At 68.9% G+C, this 19,484-nt stretch carries 19 protein-coding genes; 5 read left to right on the top strand and 14 right to left on the bottom strand.

What is annotated here, in order from left to right; all coding sequences use genetic code 11:
• The first annotated feature begins 15 nt into the window (after positions 1–15).
• The gene (locus tag ASE44_RS13635; RefSeq protein ID WP_200921077.1) at positions 16–2,871 is read left to right on the top strand and encodes an FAD-binding and (Fe-S)-binding domain-containing protein; all 2,856 of its coding nucleotides are present in this window, start codon (positions 16–18) and stop codon (positions 2,869–2,871) included.
• A 177-nt stretch (positions 2,872–3,048) separates the two neighbouring features.
• Here ASE44_RS13635 and ASE44_RS13630 read toward each other — a convergent pair whose 3' ends face one another.
• The 5 genes from ASE44_RS13630 to ASE44_RS18580 all read right to left on the bottom strand — a co-directional run bounded on the left by ASE44_RS13630 (position 3,049) and on the right by ASE44_RS18580 (position 6,254).
• A complete protein-coding gene (locus ASE44_RS13630; protein WP_056780647.1) occupies positions 3,049–3,798 on the bottom strand; it encodes a hypothetical protein in 750 nt (249 codons plus the stop codon).
• Positions 3,799–3,980: 182 nt separating this feature from the next.
• Complete coding sequence (locus ASE44_RS13625) at positions 3,981–4,682, bottom strand: NAD(P)H-dependent oxidoreductase (RefSeq protein ID WP_056780645.1); 702 nt, start codon at positions 4,680–4,682, stop codon at positions 3,981–3,983.
• A 39-nt stretch (positions 4,683–4,721) separates the two neighbouring features.
• On the bottom strand, positions 4,722–5,069 hold the full coding sequence (locus ASE44_RS13620) for a helix-turn-helix transcriptional regulator (RefSeq protein WP_056780643.1): 348 nt from the start codon (positions 5,067–5,069) through the stop codon (positions 4,722–4,724).
• Positions 5,070–5,111: 42 nt separating this feature from the next.
• Positions 5,112–5,834 carry an HAD family hydrolase gene (locus ASE44_RS19110; RefSeq protein ID WP_082456017.1) on the bottom strand — a complete coding sequence of 241 codons (723 nt, stop codon included), beginning with the start codon at positions 5,832–5,834 and terminating at the stop codon, positions 5,112–5,114.
• A 105-nt stretch (positions 5,835–5,939) separates the two neighbouring features.
• Positions 5,940–6,254 (bottom strand): hypothetical protein, encoded by a 315-nt coding sequence (locus ASE44_RS18580; protein ID WP_157579959.1) that lies wholly within the window; start codon positions 6,252–6,254, stop codon positions 5,940–5,942.
• 58 nt (positions 6,255–6,312) lie between these two features.
• On the opposite strand from ASE44_RS18580, the gene ASE44_RS13610 reads away from it, so the two are divergent.
• Positions 6,313–6,576 carry a hypothetical protein gene (locus ASE44_RS13610; RefSeq protein WP_157579957.1) on the top strand — a complete coding sequence of 88 codons (264 nt, stop codon included), beginning with the start codon at positions 6,313–6,315 and terminating at the stop codon, positions 6,574–6,576.
• 347 nt (positions 6,577–6,923) lie between these two features.
• Here the strand turns inward: ASE44_RS13610 and dnaB are convergent, their stop codons facing one another.
• The 5 genes from dnaB to rpsF all read right to left on the bottom strand — a co-directional run bounded on the left by dnaB (position 6,924) and on the right by rpsF (position 10,598).
• Positions 6,924–8,297 carry a replicative DNA helicase gene (gene dnaB / locus ASE44_RS13605; protein WP_369796480.1) on the bottom strand — a complete coding sequence of 458 codons (1,374 nt, stop codon included), beginning with the start codon at positions 8,295–8,297 and terminating at the stop codon, positions 6,924–6,926.
• A gap of 575 nt (positions 8,298–8,872) precedes the next feature.
• A complete protein-coding gene (gene rplI / locus ASE44_RS13600) occupies positions 8,873–9,325 on the bottom strand; it encodes a 50S ribosomal protein L9 (RefSeq protein ID WP_056780635.1) in 453 nt (150 codons plus the stop codon).
• A gap of 12 nt (positions 9,326–9,337) precedes the next feature.
• The gene (rpsR, locus tag ASE44_RS13595; RefSeq protein WP_056010351.1) at positions 9,338–9,601 is read right to left on the bottom strand and encodes a 30S ribosomal protein S18; all 264 of its coding nucleotides are present in this window, start codon (positions 9,599–9,601) and stop codon (positions 9,338–9,340) included.
• 65 nt (positions 9,602–9,666) lie between these two features.
• Positions 9,667–10,185: a single-stranded DNA-binding protein gene (locus ASE44_RS13590; protein ID WP_056010349.1), complete on the bottom strand. Its 519-nt coding sequence runs from the start codon at positions 10,183–10,185 to the stop codon at positions 9,667–9,669.
• Positions 10,186–10,190: 5 nt separating this feature from the next.
• Entirely contained in the window at positions 10,191–10,598 is a 408-nt protein-coding gene (rpsF, locus tag ASE44_RS13585) for a 30S ribosomal protein S6 (RefSeq protein WP_228506624.1), read from the bottom strand.
• A 204-nt stretch (positions 10,599–10,802) separates the two neighbouring features.
• Here rpsF and ASE44_RS13580 point away from each other — a divergent pair, with 204 nt between their 5' ends.
• Entirely contained in the window at positions 10,803–12,110 is a 1,308-nt protein-coding gene (locus ASE44_RS13580) for a heparan-alpha-glucosaminide N-acetyltransferase domain-containing protein (RefSeq protein WP_162235755.1), read from the top strand.
• An 8-nt stretch (positions 12,111–12,118) separates the two neighbouring features.
• The gene (locus ASE44_RS13575) at positions 12,119–13,210 is read left to right on the top strand and encodes a hypothetical protein (protein WP_235522608.1); all 1,092 of its coding nucleotides are present in this window, start codon (positions 12,119–12,121) and stop codon (positions 13,208–13,210) included.
• A gap of 25 nt (positions 13,211–13,235) precedes the next feature.
• Here the strand turns inward: ASE44_RS13575 and ASE44_RS13570 are convergent, their stop codons facing one another.
• Positions 13,236–14,954 carry a bifunctional 3'-5' exonuclease/DNA polymerase gene (locus tag ASE44_RS13570; RefSeq protein WP_056781227.1) on the bottom strand — a complete coding sequence of 573 codons (1,719 nt, stop codon included), beginning with the start codon at positions 14,952–14,954 and terminating at the stop codon, positions 13,236–13,238.
• A 95-nt stretch (positions 14,955–15,049) separates the two neighbouring features.
• On the opposite strand from ASE44_RS13570, the gene ASE44_RS13565 reads away from it, so the two are divergent.
• Entirely contained in the window at positions 15,050–15,364 is a 315-nt protein-coding gene (locus ASE44_RS13565) for a YbjQ family protein (RefSeq protein WP_056780626.1), read from the top strand.
• A 140-nt stretch (positions 15,365–15,504) separates the two neighbouring features.
• Here the strand turns inward: ASE44_RS13565 and ASE44_RS13560 are convergent, their stop codons facing one another.
• From ASE44_RS13560 to ASE44_RS13550, 3 genes are read right to left on the bottom strand one after another with little or no spacing between them, the layout of a single operon-like run.
• Complete coding sequence (locus tag ASE44_RS13560; RefSeq protein WP_056780624.1) at positions 15,505–17,226, bottom strand: ABC transporter ATP-binding protein; 1,722 nt, start codon at positions 17,224–17,226, stop codon at positions 15,505–15,507.
• Positions 17,223–18,347, bottom strand: coding sequence for an ABC transporter permease (locus ASE44_RS13555; protein WP_056780621.1), 1,125 nt, complete (start codon positions 18,345–18,347; stop codon positions 17,223–17,225). The genes ASE44_RS13560 and ASE44_RS13555 overlap by 4 nt, the downstream gene beginning before the upstream one ends.
• Before the next feature lie 2 nt (positions 18,348–18,349).
• Complete coding sequence (locus ASE44_RS13550; RefSeq protein ID WP_056780617.1) at positions 18,350–19,423, bottom strand: ABC transporter permease; 1,074 nt, start codon at positions 19,421–19,423, stop codon at positions 18,350–18,352.
• Positions 19,424–19,484: the final 61 nt, after the last annotated feature.

Below are 19,484 nucleotides of genomic sequence, written 5' to 3'. Positions count from 1 at the left end.
CGAGAAGGAAGCCTCGTGGCACACCCGACCACCGTCCCATCCCCCGCCACCCAGGCCATCGGCGAGGCCGTCGGCGATCCCGCCCGCATCCGGACCCGCGCGATCGACCGTGCCGCCTACGCCGGTGACGCCTCGCACTACCTCCTCACGCCGGAGGCCGTCGTCATCGCGGAGAGCGCGGCCGAGGTCGCCGCGATCCTGCGGGCCGCGAGCCGTTCCGCCGCTCCGGTCACGTTCCGGTCCGGCGGCACCAGCCTCTCCGGCCAGGCATCCGGCTCCGGGTTCGTCATCGACACGAGGCAGCGGTTCAAGTCCATCGAGGTCCTCGACGGCGGCAAGCGTGTCCGCGTGCAGCCCGGGGCGACGGTGGCCCAGGTGAACGCCCGGCTGACGCGACTCGGCTACCGCCTCGGCCCCGACCCGGCGAGCGAGGTGGCGTGCACGATCGGCGGCGTCATCGCGAACAACTCGAGCGGCATGGCCTGCGGGATCGACGAGAACACCTACCGGACGCTGGAGTCGATGGTGTTCGTGCTCCCCTCCGGCACGACGATCGACACGGCCGATCCCACGGCAGACCGTCAGCTGCACGACGCCGAACCTGAGCTCGCCGAGGGCATCGAGCGGCTGCAACGGCGGGTGCGGTCCGACCCGGCGTCCGTCGCGTCCATCGAGCGCCAGTTCTCGCTGAAGAACACCATGGGCTACGGGATCAACGCCTTCCTCGACTTCGACTCCCCCGTCGACGTCCTCCAGCACCTGCTCATCGGTTCGGAGGGCACGCTCGCGTTCGTCGCCGAGGCGACCTTCCGCACCGTTCCCGTCCTCCCGCTGGTGTCCACGGCGTTGGCCGTGTTCCCCTCGCTCGACGCGGCGACGCGCGCGCTGCCGGAGCTGGTGGCGTCCGGCGCCGCGACGCTCGAGCTCATGGACGCGACCTCGTTGACGGTCGGACAGCGGCTCCCCGGCAGCCCGGCCGAGATCCAGGGGTTCACGCCGCAGGATCACGCGGCCCTCCTCGTCGAGTACCGGTCCGGCGACGCCGTTGAGCTCAGGGACCGCGCGACCGCCGGCGGAACGTTCCTCAACGGTCTCGACGTGTATGCGCCGGTGGCGTTCACGAGTGACGCGTCCCAGCGGGCGCGTGCGTGGGGGCTCCGCAAGGGGCTCTACGCCTCGGTCGCCGGCGCCCGCCCCTCCGGCACGACGGCGCTGCTCGAGGACATCGTCGTCCCCACCGCGGCCCTCGCCGACACCTGTGCCAGCCTGCAGGAGCTCTTCGAGCAGCACGCCTATCGCGACTCGGTCATCTTCGGCCACGCGAAGGACGGCAACATCCACTTCATGCTCACCGACCGGTTCGAGGGCGACGCCGCGCTCGGTCGGTTCGTGGCGTTCACGGAGCAGATGGTCGACCTCGTCCTCGACGCTGGCGGCAACCTGAAGGCGGAGCACGGCACGGGGCGCGCCATGGCACCGTACGTCCGTCGGCAGTACGGCGACGAGCTGTACGGCGTCATGCTCGAGCTCAAGCGGCTCGTGGATCCGGCCGGCGTGATGAACCCCGGTGTGCTCATCGACGAGGACCCGGAGGCGCACCTCCGCGGGATCAAGCTGCAGCCGACGGTCGAGGAAGAGGTCGACCGCTGTGTGGAGTGCGGGTACTGCGAGCCCGTCTGCCCGAGTCGGGACCTGACGCTCACGCCGCGGCAGCGCATCGTCGTGCGCCGGGCCGAGGAGTCCGCCCGGGCCCGCGGCGACATCGCGCTGGCCGAGGAGCTGGCGGACGACTACGACTACGCCGGCGTGCAGACCTGCGCGGTCGACGGCATGTGTCAGACCGCGTGCCCGGTCCAGATCAACACCGGCGCCCTGGTGAAGCGGCTGCGACGCGAGGATGCGGCTCCGGTCCCCGCGGCGGGGTGGAAGGCGGCGGCTGTCGGCTGGGGGCCAGCCACGAGGATCGGTTCGGTCGCGCTCTCGGGCGCGAAGCTGTTGCCGGCTCCCGTGGTCGGCGCGGTGACGGATGTCGCCAGGGCCGTGCTCGGCGCGGACACCGTGCCGAAGTACTCCGGCGACCTGCCGGGCGGCGGGCGCTCGCGGAAGGCGCTCGGTCGGACGGTCGGTGCAGCGGACGGTCCGACGGTCGGCATCTACGTTCCGGCGTGCGTGAACAGCATGTTTGGCGCGGCGGACGGGGGCGACGGTGTCATGGGCGCTTTCACGCGCCTCTTGGAGCGTGCGGGCCTGCAGATGATCGTGCCTGACGGTGTCGAGTCGATCTGCTGCGGGACGCCGTGGTCGTCGAAGGGCTTCGCGTCCGGGGCGGCGGTGAACGAGCAGCGCACGGTCGAGCGCGTCCGAGCGGCGGTCGCCGACAGTGGTCTGGTGGTCGTGAGCGACGCGTCGAGCTGCACGGAGGGTTTCGCGAAGCTGCTCAGCGCGAGTGGCGTCGTGATGGAGGACGCGGTGGCCTTCGCCGCCCGCGAGATCCTGCCGCGGGTCGAGGTCGACGCCCGCATCGAGCAGTTGGTCCTGCACCCGACCTGCTCCTCCCGGCAGATGGGGCTCGACCCCGACCTGGTGCTGATCGGCGAGGCCGTCGCCGAGCGCGTGCACGTGCCCGACGACTGGGGCTGCTGCGCGTTCGCGGGCGACCGCGGCATGCTGCACCCGGAGCTCACCGCCTCTGCGACGAAGGCCGAGGCCGCTGAAGTCGCGGCCATCGGTGCCGATGCGCACGCGTCGTGCAACCGCACCTGCGAACTCGGCATGACCCGAGCGACCGGCGAGGACTACCGCCACGTGCTCGAGCTGCTCGACGCCGCGTCCGCCGGCTCGGCGAGTGGGGTGGGAGCACGCCTGCGATGACGCGCTGAGTCGCGGGTCGGCTGAGCGCCTGTCGCCAACTCACTCGCTAGTGACACTTATACGGCTTAAGTGACACTAAGCCGCGCGACCACGACGCGCATGTCGACCCCGGTTGCGGGATGGTGTTCCGACATGTGCGTCACAGCCGATCGCGAGCTGTCACCGACGAGAGACCGGTCAGTGCCCGGGGCCTCCGTAGGCGGCGTCGGCGACGGCGCCGCAGGACGCCTCCCACGTGCTCTGCTCCGACTCGGGGTAGCTGGAGTCGTAGCCGGACGAGTCGAGTCGCCACTGGTGGGCCTCCTCGGGAGACAGCCCGTCGGGCATCCCGGTCGCTTGCTGACCCTCGGGGTACGGGCCGACCTGCAGTGTCAGGTCGACGTCGCCGACGAACTGGTGTCCGCGGTCGGCCATGCACAAGCGCATCGCGTCGATCCAGCCCTGGTACTGCGTCGCGAACGCCAGCGCCGTCGCACGCTCCTCCTCGGTCGGGACGTAGGCGGCCTCGGCTGCGGCGACCGCGGCATCGCGCACCTCCCGGCAGGGCTCTGCGGCGGCTTGCCACGCGGCCTGGTCAGCCTCGCTGAGGGCCGGCGGCATCCCGTCGAAGGTGGTCTGGTCGAACCCGAACCCGGCGTCGGCCATGCAGGAGGCCATCGCGACCTGGCCCGCCTCGCGGAACCGCAGCCACAGGTCCTGCAGGTAGAACTCGTCGATGTGTGTGGATGCGGCCGACGGTGTCGTCGGGGTCGGGGTCGGGGTCGGGGTTGCGGCGGGCGAGGCGGCGGGCGTCTCTGCCGACGTCTCGGTCGATGCCGCTCGCACCTCCGAGGCGTTCGCGACCGCCTGCGCTGCCACGCCGCCGAGTCCGCCGGCGACCACCAGCCCGGACGCGAGCAGCACCAGGATCTTCTTGCGAGTCATCATCTCTCCAACCTCAGCAGAACGTGTTTATAGGAAGATAGCTTCCGTATGCCGTTCCCGCAACCCTCCCGGGTGGAGCAGATGGTCGTCGTCGGGGCCGATCGACGGGGCGAACCTCGAGTCAGCATGGAGATGACACACGCCGAGGCGGCGCCCCGCTCAGGGCGAACCGCGGGCAGCGACCGTCAGCCGGCCAGGCTCCCCCGAGCCCGCGAGGTGGCGGCGCTCGGCCGATGTTCGATGTCACGGAAGGCATCCGCCGCAGCACGGAGGGCATCGGCCCGAGCGGCGTCGTCGAGGTGCGCCGGTCCGTAGGTGATGACGGGCGCGAGGGCGTCGTACCCGACGAACTCGAACACGCCGCGATGGATGTGGAACAGGAACTCGTCGATGCCACCGAAGGCGCCGTCGGGCGTGAAAGCCGCTGCCGGACCACCGGTCGTCGCGAGCACCACCGCCCGCCGCCCCGCGAGCCGCGCGGTCTCGAAGAGGCCGGCGTCACCACCGGCGACGCCGCCCATCACGAAGACGCGATCCAGCCACCCTTTGAGGATGGCCGGCATCGAGAACCACCACAGCGGGAAGGACAGTACGAGGAGGTCGGCCGCCAGGACGCGGTCGAGGTCGGAGCGCACGTCGTCGGGCAGGGTGCCGTCGCGGACGGCGCTCCACTGCTCGCGTTGCGGCTTGAACGGGCCGTCGAACGCCGGGAACTCGTGGCGATCCAGGACCGGCTGCCAGGCCTGCGCATAGAGGTCGAGGAGGTCGACCTGGAAGCCCTGCGCCTCGAGGGCCCGGCGGACCTCGTGCGCCTGAGCGGTACTGAAGGAGGTGGATTCTGGATGCGCGTGCACGATCAGCACGGTCGAGATGGGAGTCGTCGTCACTCGCCCATCATATCTACAAACTTCGATACGTAAATATGATCACGAGGAACCGATGGCGTCTCCCACGCGTCGCAGGCGGTCTTCGTCGAGTCGGTAGTGCGTCCACTTGCCCACCCGGGTGGGGTGGACGAGGCCGGCGCGCTCGAGGGTTCCCATGTAGGCGGAGATCGTCGACTGCGCAAGGCCGCTCTTCGCCTGGATGTGACTGACGCAGGCGCCGACCTCGGCGCGATTCGCGATGGGCTCGTAATCCGCGAAGGCGACCTCCGGGTCGCGGAGCCACTGCACGATCTCGAGCCGCACGGGGTTGGCCAACGCCTTCAGCGCATCGATCAGCGCATCCGGTTCGATCGCTCCCGAGTCCTGCACCCTGACCACCTCTTCCATCGACGAACCACTCTATGTCGATTCGTCGCGTTCATGCGCCGGTCAGACCGGGTTCGCCAGGGCGAATGCGCGCCACATCTGCTCGGGTCGGGCGATCAGGCAGGGCATCCCGAGGACGGCGCCGCCGACGTCGTCGTGTTGCGAGTCGCCGATCATCAGGCACTCCGTCGGGTCGACGCCGAGCGCGTCGGCGGCGAGCTGGAAGATCCGCGGGTCAGGCTTCACGTAGCCGACCTCGTAGGACAGGATGACCGCGTCCAGTAAGGAGTCGATCCCCCACCGCTGGAGGGCGGGACGGATGTCGAGCGAAATGTTGGAGACGATCGCCAGACGCACGCCGGCGCCTGACGCTCGGGCGATGAAGTCGAAGGCCCCGTCGTTCAACACCCACTGGTTCGGCATGACCTCGTACAGCGCTTCGGCGAAGTCGGTCGACACAGATCCATCGTGGCTGAGCGCTGTGACGAAGGCGTGCCGGTGGGCGACGGGATCAAGATCCCACGCCTGGGTGGGGAACAGTCGCTTCGCGTCCACCCACACGTTTCGAATCCGCTCGGTGGACGGCGGCGCTTGGCCGGGAGCCACCAGCGCTCGCGCTTCGTCGATCCAGCCGTCGATCGATCGTGGGACGGCCAACGTGTTGTGGAAGTCGAGCAGGACAGCCCTCGGTCGAGTGGCTTGCCGACCGGCCACCTGCCCTTTGGCGAGCACATCCTCTGGCCCAGATCGGAGCAAGCCTGCTGTGTCGCCACGTCGCTCGTTCATCGAACGAACCTAGCGTGGCTAACTCGAGGGAACTCTCATTCAACCGTTTCATCGGCGTTCGGAGGCGGCGAGGACGACAGCTCAACTCGGCTCTTGTCACCTGGTTCAGACGCTGTCGGTGCAGCGCACCTCATCGCGACTTTCGCTTGAGACGAAGAACAAGGGGAGTCGATGACGACCAAGCTGGCCTTCAAAGACGAGCAGGAGATCGTCGCTGCGGCGAAAAACCCCGAGGACTGACAGATCTGCACTTACCACGTCAGTGCTTTTCGCCCTCCACACCGAAGCACACTCACCGACCTGTGGATAACTCGCCAGAACTGCACCGAACATATCTGCGTCGAGCTGTTGAGCGATCGTCGCATACGCACGGAAGCTCGACACCGAGCCGTTAGCTTCGCGCTGCTTAGATGAGCTCATGAGCAACCATCCTCTCCCAGCACCTCGGAACGACCTGCCGCCGGAACCCTTCCCGTGGATGAGCACGAATCGACCCTCCGGGCCGTATCGGATGACCCTGAGGACTCCGCTCAGTGAGGCGCTGCTGGGGTCGTTTCTGCTGGTGATGGCTCTCTGCTTCTTCTTGACCGCGATAGGTGGTGACTCCACCGGCGTCGTGGTGGTGGGCCTTGGCATCTTCGTCATCGCGGGCGGCGGCGGAGTATTCATGCTCATTGTCGCGATAGCGCGCGCACGCTGGTTCCGGGCCTTTGAACGAGCCCACGGCCGTCGACCGTTCTGACCGCCTGTCGCCGAACGGGAGTCACTGAGTAAGGATCGCCCGTACGAAGGGTGGTGGGGTGCTAGCGACTGCGCCGGGGGTCGCGGTTCTGCTCCGGGGAGCGGGCTTCGGGTGCAGCGCTTGGCGGGGTGGGCCAGGCGCGCGAACTGCTCCAAACATCGCAGCTCGTCGACGGCGTGGCCGGCGTCTCGGATCCCGTTGACGACGGAGCTGACGGCCGTGTCGAACCGGCCGGCGTCGAGGTCGGAGGTGAACAGGTCGATGTCCTGGGTAGGACGGTCGACGATGCCGTGCTCTCGGATCGCTCCCGAGCCTGCGAGCAGGTCCACCTGGACCCTACACTCGCCCTACTGCCCCGGCGCCATGTCGGCGAAGCGGCTGAAGTGGCCGTGGAAGCCGACGGTGATGGTGCGGGTGGGGCCGTTCCGGTGCTTGGCGATGATGAGGTCGGCCTCGCCGGCACGCGGGCTGTCCTTCTCGTAGGCGGACTCACGGTGGAGGAGCACGACCATGTCGGCGTCCTGCTCGATCGAGCCCGACTCACGGAGGTCGGACAGCGCCGGCATCTTGTCGGCACGCTGCTCGGCACCACGGTTCAGCTGCGACAGCGCGATGACGGGGACCTGGAGCTCCTTCGCCATCAGCTTCAGCGCACGCGAGAACTCCGAGACCTCCTGCTGACGGCTCTCGACACGCTTACCCGACGTGAGCAGCTGCAGGTAGTCGATGACGACCATCTTCAGACCCACACGCTGCTTGAGCCGACGGCACTTCGCCCGGATCTCCACCAGCGTCATGTTCGGGCTGTCGTCGATGTAGAGCGGAGCGTCGTTGATGCGACCACGGACCTGGGCGATCTTCGTCCAGTCCTGCGAGTCGACCGTGCCCTTACGCATCAGCTGCAGCGGCACCGACGCCTCAGCACTCATCAGGCGCATCGCGATCTCGCTGCGACCCATTTCGAGCGAGAAGAAGATCGACGGCTGGTTGTAGTGGACCGACGCCGCACGGGCGAAGTCGAGCGCGAGCGTCGACTTACCGATAGCGGGTCGAGCGGCGACGATGATGAGCTGACCCGGGTGCAGACCGTTCGTCAATTCGTCGAGCTCGCGGAAGCCCGTCGGCACGCCCGTCATCGAACCGTCGGTGTGCTTCGCCGCCTCGATCTCGTCGATCGCTGCACTCACCGCGTCGGTCAGCGGGACGTAGTCCTCGACCTCCTGGTTGCCGGAGACGGCGTAGATCTCCGCCTGCGCGGAGTTCACGAGCTCCACGGCCTCTCCCTCGGCCGCGTAGCCCATCTGCACGATGCGGGTGCCTGCCTCGACCAGGCGACGCAACAGTGCGCGCTCAGCGACGATGCGGGCGTAGTAGCCGGCGTTCGCCGCGGTCGGCACCAGGCTCGTGAGCGTGTGCAGGTAGTCGGCACCACCGGCACGCGACAACTCACCCGTCTTGACGAGTTCGTCGGTGACCGTGATGACGTCCGTCGGCTCACCGTGCGAGTACAGCGTCAGCAGCGCGTCGTAGATGACCTCGTGCTTGGGGATGTAGAAGTCCACACCGCGGAGCGTCTCGACCACATCGGCGACCGCGTCCTTCGACAGCAGCATGCCGCCGAGTGCGCTCTGCTCCGCCAGCAGGTCGTGCGGAGGGACCCGCTCGTTGCTGCGCGGCTCGTCGTACGAACCGCCGCCTTCCGAGCGGTTGAGGTGAGCGATCGACAAGTGGACATCCCTTCTCGATGTGGACTCGGGTGCAGCGGGTGGTGACGATTCAGGTGTATCAGGGGCGGCGGACATTCGGGCCGCCGCGCGGGCCTCGCGAGCCACGGACGAGGGCTTCGAAGCCTGCTCGCCCGGCTGTTCCGAGACGCCGATGACTCACGATAGGGCCACTCGTCTCCACAACCAACTCTGCCTGTGGATAACTCTGTGGAGAGATCGGGGGAAACGCCGCGTGTCGTGTGCACAAGCTGTGGGAAACCCTGTGGACAGAGAAGTATTTTTGTCGGACAAAGTATCTCTGACCAGGGCTTTCCGATTCCACAGGCTGTGTGTGGAAAGTTCTCTCGATCCTGTGTCGAACCTTGGGGAGAACGGGGGTCACCTGTGTACAACTTGCTTGACTCCGAGGCCGAGAACGGTGTAGCGATCGGCCTCGAGACGCGCGTTCCGCCCCCGTTCAGGGCACAGAAAAGCGCGATGGTGGCAGACCTCTCGGTCCACCGCCATCGCGCTTCACGCGACGTGCATGAGGCGTCCCGACCCGAGGGTCGGGACGCCGCACGGCAGTACTACTTGGCCGCGACCACCTGAAGGGTGATCGTGGCGACGATCTCGTCGCGGAGGCTGATGGTGGCCTCGTGCTCGCCGACGTACTTGATCGGGGTGTGGATCTCGATCTTGCGCTTGTCGACCTCGCCCAGCCCGGCTTCCGCCACGGCCTTCGCGATGTCGGCAGGCTTCACGGAACCGAACAGACGGCCTTCGCCACCCGTCTTGACCGTGAGCTTGACCTTGGTGGCCTGGAGGCGAGCCTTCAGGTCCTGGGCCTCTTCGATCGTGGCGTGCTCGCGCGCAGCGCGGGCCGACTTGATCTGCTCGACCTGCTTCTCGCCACCGCGGGTCCACGGGGTCGCGAAACCCTGGGGAACGAGGAAGTTGCGAGCGTAGCCGTTCTTGACGTCGATGACGTCACCAGCGGAGCCGAGGCCGGAGACCTCGTGCGTCAGAATCACTTTGGACATGTGCGGCGCCTCCTAGCGGCCAGAGCCGGCGTAGGGCAGGAGCGCCATCTCGCGCGCGTTCTTGACCGCGCGTGCGATGAGTCGCTGCTCCTGAACGTTGACACCGGTGATACGACGAGCACGGATCTTTCCCCGCTCGGAGATGAACTTGCGAAGCGTGGCGACATCCTTGTAATCGATGACACCAACGCGGATCGCCTTCGCGGGAGCGACGTTCTTGCCGCCCTTAGCACCGCGGGCAGGCTTGCGGCGGTCGCCGCTCGACTTTCCAGCCATGGTTGTTCCTTTGCGTGTAATGGAGTGATCGGCTGAGCCGGCAGAACCGGACCGATCGAATCTGTTTAGAAGGGGGTCTCGTCGCTGTAGCTACCCGGAGTGTTCCAGGCATCTGCACCGCCGTTGCCGCCGGAAGCTGCAGGTGCGCTCTGAGCCCAGGGCTCGTTCTGCTGCACCTGCGGAGCTCCGCCGCCGCGCTGTCCACCGCCGCCGCCACCCGAGGGTGCACGGCTGATGGTCGCGGTCGCGTACCGGAGCGAAGGGCCGATCTCGTCGACTTCGAGTTCCATCGAAGTCCGCTTCTCGCCTTCCTTCGTCTCGTAGGAACGCTGCTTGAGACGCCCGGTCGCGATGACACGGCTTCCCTTGGTGAGCGATCCGGCCACGTGCTCGGCGAATTCACGCCAGACGCTCGCGCGCAGGAACAGCGCTTCGCCGTCCTTCCATTCGTTCGCCGCACGATCGAAGTTGCGCGGCGTGGAAGCGATGGTGAAGTTGGCGACAGCCAGGCCGTTCTGCGTGAAACGCAGTTCCGGATCGCTGGTCAGGTTGCCCACCACGGTGATGACGGTCTCGCCGGCCATGAGCCCTAGGCTTCCTTGGTCTCAGCCGCAGCCGGAGCCGCGTCTGCCTTGGGAGCCGCGGCGACAGCGGCAGCGGGCTTGGCGGCAGCCTTGCGGGCGGCCTTCTCTTCGCTGCGCTTCGTCTCGGTGGCGACCTGAGCGATGGCCTCTTCGGCACGCAGCACCTTGGTGCGCATGACGGCCTCGGAGAGCTTCAGCTGACGGTCGAGCTCCTGCGTGGCAGTGCTCGATGCAGTGAAGTCCACGACGGCGTAGATGCCTTCGGTCTTCTTGTTGATCTCGTAAGCGAGACGACGACGGCCCCAGATGTCGACCTTGTCGATGGTTCCACCATCGTTGCGGATGACGTTGAGGAACTTGTCGAGGCTCGGTGCAACCGTGCGCTCGTCAATCTCGGGGTCGAGGATGACCATGAGTTCGTACTGATGCGTCACTAACCCACCTCCTTCGGACTCGAACGGCCACAGACTTTCTGTGGCAGGAGGGTGTAAGCATCGTTGCTACCGGCCGAGAACAGAGCGGACGCGCCCGGGCAACCTTCATAGTGTACCGGACGGGGACTGCGACCGCCACCGCGGGCCTGTCGCGCGGGCCGCGCACGTGGGATGCTGGTCCGGATGAGCACGCCAGCCAGCCGATCCCGAGCCGACCGACTCGTCGGGCTCGACCTCGCCCGCTTCCTCGCCCTCATCGGCATGATGGCCACGCACGTCTGGGCGTACGACATCGCGACCGGCGGCGACACCCCGATCACGCAGGTGCTGTCGGGCAAGGCCGCCGCCCTGTTCGCCGTCCTCGCCGGCATCGGCATCGTGCTCACCAGCCGACGCGACCTCGCCGCCGGCTCCCCCGCCGCCGCGCGGCTCAACCTCTTCGGGCGCGGCTTCACCCTGCTCGTCCTCGGCCTCACCCTCGGCGTCATCCCCGGGGGCATCTACGTGATCATCGCCTACTACGGCGTCACCTTCTGGTTGGCGATCCCGGCCGTCACCTGGCGGCCGCACACCCTGCTCATCCTCGCCGGGATCTGGGCGATCGTCTGGCCGATCTGTTCCCAGGCGGTCCGCATGCCGCTCGACGGGGTGGACTCACCGGAGATCGGGAGCGCGTCCTGGTTCGATGTCGCGACCGGAGGATTCGCCCGCGGGCTCCTCATCACGGGCGTATACCCGGCGCTCACCTGGATCGTCTACGTCCTCGTCGGGATGGCGATCGGTCGGATGCTCATGGCTGCGCGAGCCGACGGGACGCTCCGCCGCTTCGCCCTGCTACTCGCCGCGATCGGGCTCGGGGTCGCGATCGCAGCCGACCGGATGGCCGCCCTCCTCCTCGGCCCGCTCGGTGGTGTCCAGGGCATCGCCCGCGGCATGACCGGCGGCCTCGAGCCCGACCCGACGACGATCACCGCCGTCGAGGACGCCCTCACGGAGGGGATGTACGGCACGAGCCCGACGGACTCGTTCTGGTGGCTCGTTGCCCGCTCACCGCACTCCGGCACCACGCTCGACCTCGTCTTCACGATCGGGATCGCCGCGGTCGTCATCGGCCTGTGCCTGGCCCTGGGGACCGTGTTGAACCGCGGCTGGACGCGCGTGCTCATGCCGGCGACCGGGGCCGGCGCAGCGCCGCTGACCGTCTACTCGGCGCACGTCTTCATGGCGTCGGTCGGCGCGCTCATCGCAGCGATCGTCGGGTCGTACCAGGACACCGCCTGGCTGATCTCGAGCCCCCAACTCTGGGCCCTCCACGTCGCCGGTGCCCTACTGCTCGGCTGGATCGTCGCGCTGACCCGTCGCCGCGGCCCGCTGGAGACGCTCGTGCACGCGTCGGGGCGCGCGCTCGCCGTCCTCGCGAGCCGCAGCACACCGCTGCCCGCAACGCCGCCGCCGGCCCCACGTCCGGCGGAACACCCCGACCTCCGATGACCAGCTCGGTGACGCGAAGCGCTGCGCTGGACACCCGGCCACTCACCGAACCGATCGACCGAGGCGCTCTCCGCGAGTACCGCAGGCGGCTCCCCGGTGACGTCCGTCCGCCGCTCATCTCGGTGGTCTGGCCGGCCGTGGTGCTCTTCGTGCTGCCGGTCGGCTTCCTGTCCGCCTGGTGGTTCGTCCTCGAGGACGGCTCGATCCCGGCCGAACCGTGGGACGCCTCGGCCCTGATCCTCCTGCCCTACCTCGCCCTGCCCGTCGGGATGGTGTTCCTCCTGGTCCGCACGATCCGGCGGCGGAGCGGGGTCCGGCAATTCCGGCTCGACCGCTTCGCGCGGGCGAATGGGCTGAACTACCGGCCGACCGCCATTCCGGTCGCGTTGCCCGGCATGATCTTCACGATGGGCGGGACGAGCGTGGTCCGGGATCTCCTCTGGCGCGACGGACGGTCGCCATTGTCGGTCGGGAACCAGCGCACGATCGTCGGCTCGGGACGGAACCGCAAGGAACACCGCTGGGGCTACGTCGCGCTCCGGCTCCCGGTGCCGCTCCCCCACATCGTGCTCGACGCCGTCGGCAACAACTCCCTCCGGCACCCTCGGCTCCCCGTCACCTTCGCGAAGGACCAACGCCTGTCGCTCGAGGGGGACTTCGACCGCCACTTCGAGCTGTACTGCCCGCGCGGGTACGAGACCGACGCCCTGTACCTGTTCACGCCCGACATCATGGCCCGGTTCATCGACACCGTGGCCGAGCTCGACGTCGAGATCGTCGACGACCACCTCTTCCTCTACGCCCCGAAGGACCTCTCGACCCTCGACCCCGAGGTGTGGAGCTGGCTCATGTCCGTCGTCGACATCCTGACTGAGCGCATCGCCCAGTGGGAGCGCTGGCGGGATCGACGGCTGGACCCGACCGACACGGCGGCCGTCATCGGCTCGTTCCCTCTGCTCCGTCCGCCCCGTGGGGTGGCCGGTCAGGGGCGGCGCCTGTCCCGTCGGACGGGATGGTGGTGGGTCATCGGACTCGTCCTCGCCGTCTACGGGTGGTACCTCATCATCGGCGACGCGATCCGGGCGATCACCGGCGGCTGAGCTCGGCCGGGCTCACCCTCGCCGATTACTTGGCGTCGGCGTAGGAGGTGACGACGGCCGTGGTGACCGGGAACTCGACGGGCGCCGCACCGAAGATGAGGCGCCCGGCCTCGGCCGCTGCTTCGCGCACGAGGGCGACGACGCGCTCGGTCTGCCCCTCCGGGCAGTGGACGACGATCTCGTCGTGGAGGAAGAACACGAGGTGCGCCGATCCGGTGAGCGCGGCATTCGCGCCCCCGATCTCTGCGGCGAGCGCCTGCAGCCGCGTGCGGAGGCCGGCCATCCAACACAACGCCCACTCGGCGGCGGTGCCCTGCACGACGAAGTTGCGGGTGAAGCGCCCCCAGCTGCGTGCCTCCATGCGGGCGCGCTGGGTCGCTGCGGCATTGGCGCCCTCCATCGAGGCGGCCGACTGGATCTCGCGCCAGGTCTCACCGGGGAGCGGTGAGGTGCGGCCGAGCCGGGTGCTCACCCGTTCGCCGCGTTCACCGGCCCTCGCGGCCGTCTCGACGAACTCGATCGCCCGCGGGAACGCCCTCGTCAGCCGGGGCAGGAGGCGACCGCTCTCCCCCGTCGTCGCTCCGTACATGGCTCCGAGCATGGCGATCTTGGCGTGCGGCCTGGTGTCGACCGCGCCGACGTCGACCATGCCCTGGTACAGGTCGACCCCGCGGCCGGCGTCGGCCATCGCGCGGTCACCGGACATCGCGGTCAGGATCCGCGGTTCGAGCTGCGCGGCATCGGCGACGACGAACCGCCAGCCCTCGTCCGCGAGGACCGCACCCCGGACCTGGTGCGGGAGCTGCAGGGCTCCCCCGCCATCCGAGGCCCACCGGCCGGTGACGACCCCACCGGGCACGTAGGTGGGGCGGAACCGGCCGTCCTTCACCCAGGTCTCGACCCAGGTCCAACCGTTCGCCGTGAGGAGTCGCGACAGCTTCTTGTAGCGGAGCAGCGGCTCGATGACGGGGTGCTCGATCTCCTGCAGCTCCCACTGGCGGGTGGAGGTGGCCTGGATGCCGGCGCGTTGGAGGGCCTTGAGGAGTTCGCCGGGCGACTCGGGGCTGAGCTCCTGCACCCCGAGGGCGGCTTTGACCTCTTCGAGGACCTCGACCAGCTTGGCAGGACGGACACCAGGCGGCACCTTCGGCCCGAGTGCGTCGGCGAGGATGCGGTCGTGGGCCTCGGCGTTCCACGGCAGGCCGGCGAACGTCATCTCGGAGGCGATCAGCGCGCCGGCGGACTCGGCGGCCAGCAGGAGTCCGAGCTGCGAGCGCCCCTGCGGCGTCGCGCCGTCGACCGCGGCACGCTGCAGGGCGAACTCGGCGACGGCGTCGCGTTCACCACCAGGGAGGTCGAGGTCGAAGAGCGTACCGACCGCCTCCGCGCGCTGGGCGACCCGTGGGTCGAGGACCTCGTCCCAGGGGCCGGGCGGTGCCGTGGCGAGGTCTGAGTCGGCGGTGAACGCGGCATTGCGGAGGATGTTGTGACAGAGCCGGAGGTCGACGCAGCGCGAGACGCGGACCCCCGCGGCGAGGAGCGCCGGGTACCAGAGCGAGGTGTCGTCCCAGACCCAACGCGGCGGGTTCTGGGTGGCCTCGAGGCGGCGGACGAGCGCGGGGAGTTCGGCGCGCGTGATGGTGGTCTCGGGCGTGGGAGCTGCCTCGCCGGGCGACGCCGGGCGGTCCTCGAGGTGCACGACGCGCACGCGGGCGCCGTCGAGCTGCTGGAGGACGATGTGCACCACCCCAGTCTGCCGTCACCCGCCGACCACGACCGACGCGGAAGGGCGGGACATCCCCCCTATGGGGGTCGGCGGGCCGGTGCCAGACTGCGACCATGCTGATTTCGACGATGAACGATGTCCCCGGCCGACAGGTCACCGAGGTGCTGGGCGAGGTGACCGGGCTGACGGTCCGCGCTCGCAACGCCGGCGTGCAGATCGGCGCCAACTTCAAGGCGCTCCTGGGCGGCGAGCTGTCCGGGCTCACCAGGCAGCTCGCGGAGAGCCGCGAGGAGGCGAAGCAGCGCCTCATCGAAGCGGCCACCGCCCTCGGCGCCGACGCCGTGCTCGCGATGCGCTTCGACGCGGCCGAGGTGGGCCAGAACTACCAGGAGGTCGTCGCCTACGGGACCGCCGTCAAGCTCGGCTGAGTCGGCGGTTTCTGAGGCATCTGTCCCTGAGCCCGCCCGTTTCCTGAGCCGCCCTGGTCCCTGAGCTTGTCGAAGGGCGCACTTCGACAGGCTCAGTGACCAGGGTGGGCACTTCGACAAGCTCAGGGACCAAGCGGACGTCAGGCGCGGAGGCGGCGGAGCTCCTCGCGACGGACGGCCTGCTCGGCCGGATCCGGCACCGGGAGCGACGCGAGCAGGCGACGCGTGTAGACGTCGCTCGGCGCACCGAGCACCGCCGAGCCGGGCCCCTCCTCCACGATGTCGCCGCGGTACAGCACGACGATGCGGTCGGCGAGGATGTCGACCACCGCGAGGTCGTGGCTGATGAACAACGACGCGAAGCCGAACTCGCGCTGCAACTCGGCGAAGAGCTCCAGCACGCGCGCCTGCACCGACACGTCGAGCGCCGAGGTCGGCTCGTCCGCCACGAGCAGGGCCGGCTCGAGCGCGAGCGCCCGCGCGAGGGATGCGCGCTGACGCTGTCCGCCGGAGAGTTCGTGCGGAAAGCGGTCGCCGAACGCCTTCGGCAGCTGGACCGCTTCGAGCAGCTCGTCCACCCGACGCCGGGCCGCACGTGCGTCGCCGAAGCGACCGTGCACGATGAGCGGCTCGGCGACGCATTCCGCGATCGTGAGCAGCGGGTTGAAGCTCGTGGCCGGGTCCTGGAACACGAACCCGATCTCGCGCCGCTTCGGCGCGAACTCGCGCTCCTTCACCCGGTTCATCTCCACACCGAGCACCGACAGCGAGCCGCCGGTGACCTTCGTGAGCCCGGCGATCGCGCGGCCGATGGTGGTCTTGCCGGACCCCGACTCGCCCACGAGCCCGAGGACCTCACCGGCGTGGATCGTGAAGTCCACACCCTTCACCGCGCGGAAACCGGCCCGACCGAAGCGCCCGGGGTACTCGATCTCGAGCCCCTTCGCGACGACGACCGGCTCGCCGAGCTGCAGCTGCTTGCCGCGCTCGACCTCCGCCGGCGCTGAGCTCTTGCCGCGGCCGACGTGCGGCACCGAGGACAGCAGCTTCTTCGTGTACTCGGCCTTCGGCGAGGAGAACAGCTCCTGCACGGGAGCCTCCTCGACGATGTCGCCCTGGTACATGACCACGACGCGGTCGGCGAGGTCGGCGACGACGCCCATGTTGTGCGTGATGAGGACGATGGCCGTCCCGAACTCGTCGCGGCACCGACGCAGCAGGTCGAGGATCTCCGCCTGCACGGTCACGTCGAGTGCCGTCGTCGGCTCGTCGGCGACGATGAGGCCCGGGTCGAGCACGAGCGCCATCGCGATGACGATGCGCTGCTTCTGCCCGCCGGAGAACTGGTGCGGGAAGTAGTCGACCCGCTCCTCGGGCTCCGGGATGCCGACGCGGCGCAGGATGTCGATGGCCTTCGCCCGCGCCTCGGCTTTCGTGTACGACCCGTGCGCGCGGAGACCTTCGGCGATCTGCCACCCCACCTTGTAGACGGGGTTGAGGGCCGTCGACGGCTCCTGGAACACCATCGCCGCGTCGCTGCCGCGGATCGACCGCAGCTGCTCGGCCGACGCCGTGACGACGTCCTGCTCCGTCGAGCCGTCGCGCGAACGCAGCACGACCGCGCCGGACGCGGTCGCCGTCTCGGGGAGCAGACCGAGGATGGTCTTCGCCGTGACCGTCTTGCCCGATCCGGACTCGCCCACGATCGCGACGATCTCGCGCGGTGCGACCGACAGCGAGATGTCGTTGATCGCCTTCACCGCGCCGGCGTCGGTCGAGAACGAGACGCCGAGGTCGCGGATGCTGACGATGTCCTTGGTGCCGAGGTCGCGTGGACCGGTGGTCGGCTTCGACAGGCTCATGAGCGCTCGTCCTCTCGTCGGTTCTCCAGATCGCTGTCGGCCGCAGCGTCGCTGACGGCTCCCAGCGACTCGGCGTCCATCATCCCGGCCCCGCCGGGGCTGTCCGGCGTGCCACCGGCGGTGGTGATGCTCGAGGTCGCGGCCACGGAGCCACTCGAGGCGCCGACCCGACGACGGCTGCGCAGACGCGGGTCGGAGAGGTCGTTGAGGCTCTCGCCGACGAGCGTGATGCCGAGCACGACGAGCACGATCGCGAGACCGGGGAACAGCGCGGTCCACCAGATACCGCTCGTGACGTCGGAGACGGACCGGTTGAGGTCGTACCCCCACTCGGCCGCCGCGGTCGGCTCGATGCCGAAGCCGAGGAAGCCGAGGCCCGCGAGCGTGAGGATCGCCTCGGAGGCGTTCAGCGTGATGATGAGGGGCAGGGTCCTCGTCGCGTTCCGCAGCACGTGGCGGAACATGATGCGCGAGCTGGACGCACCGATCACCTTCGCCGACTCGACGAACGCCTCGCTCTTGATGCGGACCACCTCAGAGCGGATCACCCGGAAGTACTGCGGGATGAACACCACGGTGATCGAGATCGCGGCGGCGAGGATGCCACCCCAGAGGCTCGACTGGCCGCGGCTGATCACGATCGACATGACGATCGCGAGCAGCAGCGACGGGAACGCGTAGACGGCGTCGCACACGACCACGAGCACGCGGTCGAGCCAGCCGCCGAAGTATCCGGCGACGAGGCCGAGCAGCACGCCGATGAAGATCGACAGGATGATCGCGGACACGATGACGAAGAGCGCGGTCTGGGCACCCCAGAGCACGCGGGACAGGACGTCGTACCCGCCGACGGTCGTGCCCAGGAGGTTCGTCGCGTTCGGCGCCTGCTGCGTGCCGAACGACCCGTCGTCGCCGCGCAACTGGTTGAAGCGGTAGGGCGCGACGAGCGGCGCGAGGATCGCGATGAGCACGAAGACGCCGGTGACGACGAGACCGATGACGAGCATCGCGCGCTGCAGCCCCACCGACTGGCGGAACTGCTTGACGACGGGCAGGCGTTCGCGCAGCGGACGCTTCGCGGGCGCGGTCTGCACGGCGGTGGTGGCTGTCGGAGCACTCATGCTCAGTACCTCACCCTCGGGTCGATGATCGCCGCGATGATGTCGACGATGAAGTTGGTCAGGGCGACGATCACCGCGAGGAGCGCGACGATGCCCTGGACGGCCACGAAGTCGCGAGCCTTCAGGTACTCGCTCAGCATGAAGCCGAGGCCCTTCCACTCGAACGTCGTCTCGGTGAGGACCGCGCCCGCGAGGAGGAGCGCGATCTGCAGGCCAATGACGGTGATGATCGGGATGAGCGCCGGACGGTAGGCGTGCTTCGTCACGAGTCGGAACTCGCTGACGCCGCGCGAGCGGGCCGCGTCGACGTAGCCGGAGCCGAGCGTGCCGATGACGTTCGTGCGGACGAGACGCAGGAAGACTCCGGCCGTCAGCAGGCCGAGGGCTATGGCCGGGAGCACGGCGTGCGCGAGGACGTCGCTGATCGCCGTCGGGTCACCGAGCCGGATCGCGTCGACCAGGTAGATGCCGGAGGGGCTGGAGATGGTCTGAAGCGTCAGCTCCGTGCCGGTGCTGGCTCGACCGGCGACCGGGAGGATCCCGAGCCAGACGGAGAAGATCAGCTTGAGCAGCAGGCCGGCGAAGAACACGGGGGTGGCGTAGCTGAGGATCGCGAAGACGCGGAGGCCGGCGTCCTGCCAGCGATCGCGGCGGGCGGCGGCGAGCATGCCGAGCGGGATGCCGACGATGAACGCGACGATGAGGGCGTAGATCGCGAGTTCGAGGGTCGCGGAGCCATAGGTGAGGAGGACCTCGATGACAGGCCGGTTGTCGGAGATCGTCGTGCCGAAGTTGCCGACCGCGATCTGTCCGAGGAACTCGAAGTACTGGACGAAGAGCGGCCGGTCGTAGCCGGCGGCACTGATGCGTTCCGCGAGCTGGTCGGCCGGGAGCCGGCCTCCGAGCGCCGCGGTGATCGGGTCACCGGTCAGGCGCATCAGGAAGAAGACCATGGTGACCAGGATGAACACCGTCGGGATGATCAACAGGAAGCGGATGACGAGGTACCGCCAGAGTCCGCCACCTCCGGAACGTCTGGCCGCCTTGGGGGGTGGGGTTGCGACAGCTGCCGTCATTGCAGTGGATCCTCCTCGATCACCGACTCGGTAGAGCCCGGACAGACGATCGGGGCGGCTC

It is taken from the genome of Plantibacter sp. Leaf1 (assembly GCF_001421315.1).
Lineage (GTDB): Bacteria > Actinomycetota > Actinomycetes > Actinomycetales > Microbacteriaceae > Plantibacter.
Note: the sequence above shows the minus strand (reverse complement) of the source record. Positions and strands in the feature narration are given on the sequence as shown.

Bases quoted from the DNA above. Each gene is read 5' to 3' on its own strand.
- ASE44_RS13555 (WP_056780621.1), bottom strand. From the start codon at position 18,347: ATGAGTGCTCCGACAGCCACCACCGCCGTGCAGACCGCGCCCGCGAAG.
- ASE44_RS19110 (WP_082456017.1), bottom strand. From the start codon at position 5,834: ATGAACGAGCGACGTGGCGACACAGCAGGCTTGCTCCGATCTGGGCCA.
- ASE44_RS13560 (WP_056780624.1), bottom strand. From the start codon at position 17,226: ATGAGCCTGTCGAAGCCGACCACCGGTCCACGCGACCTCGGCACCAAG.
- ASE44_RS13620 (WP_056780643.1), bottom strand. From the start codon at position 5,069: ATGGAAGAGGTGGTCAGGGTGCAGGACTCGGGAGCGATCGAACCGGAT.
- ASE44_RS13630 (WP_056780647.1), bottom strand. From the start codon at position 3,798: ATGATGACTCGCAAGAAGATCCTGGTGCTGCTCGCGTCCGGGCTGGTG.
- rpsR (WP_056010351.1), bottom strand. From the start codon at position 9,601: ATGGCTGGAAAGTCGAGCGGCGACCGCCGCAAGCCTGCCCGCGGTGCT.
- ASE44_RS18580 (WP_157579959.1), bottom strand. From the start codon at position 6,254: ATGAGCTCATCTAAGCAGCGCGAAGCTAACGGCTCGGTGTCGAGCTTC.
- ASE44_RS13550 (WP_056780617.1), bottom strand. From the start codon at position 19,423: ATGACGGCAGCTGTCGCAACCCCACCCCCCAAGGCGGCCAGACGTTCC.
- rplI (WP_056780635.1), bottom strand. From the start codon at position 9,325: ATGTCCAAAGTGATTCTGACGCACGAGGTCTCCGGCCTCGGCTCCGCT.
- ASE44_RS13590 (WP_056010349.1), bottom strand. From the start codon at position 10,185: ATGGCCGGCGAGACCGTCATCACCGTGGTGGGCAACCTGACCAGCGAT.
- ASE44_RS13610 (WP_157579957.1), top strand. From the start codon at position 6,313: ATGAGCACGAATCGACCCTCCGGGCCGTATCGGATGACCCTGAGGACT.
- rpsF (WP_228506624.1), bottom strand. From the start codon at position 10,598: ATGGTCATCCTCGACCCCGAGATTGACGAGCGCACGGTTGCACCGAGC.
- ASE44_RS13565 (WP_056780626.1), top strand. From the start codon at position 15,050: ATGCTGATTTCGACGATGAACGATGTCCCCGGCCGACAGGTCACCGAG.
- ASE44_RS13580 (WP_162235755.1), top strand. From the start codon at position 10,803: ATGAGCACGCCAGCCAGCCGATCCCGAGCCGACCGACTCGTCGGGCTC.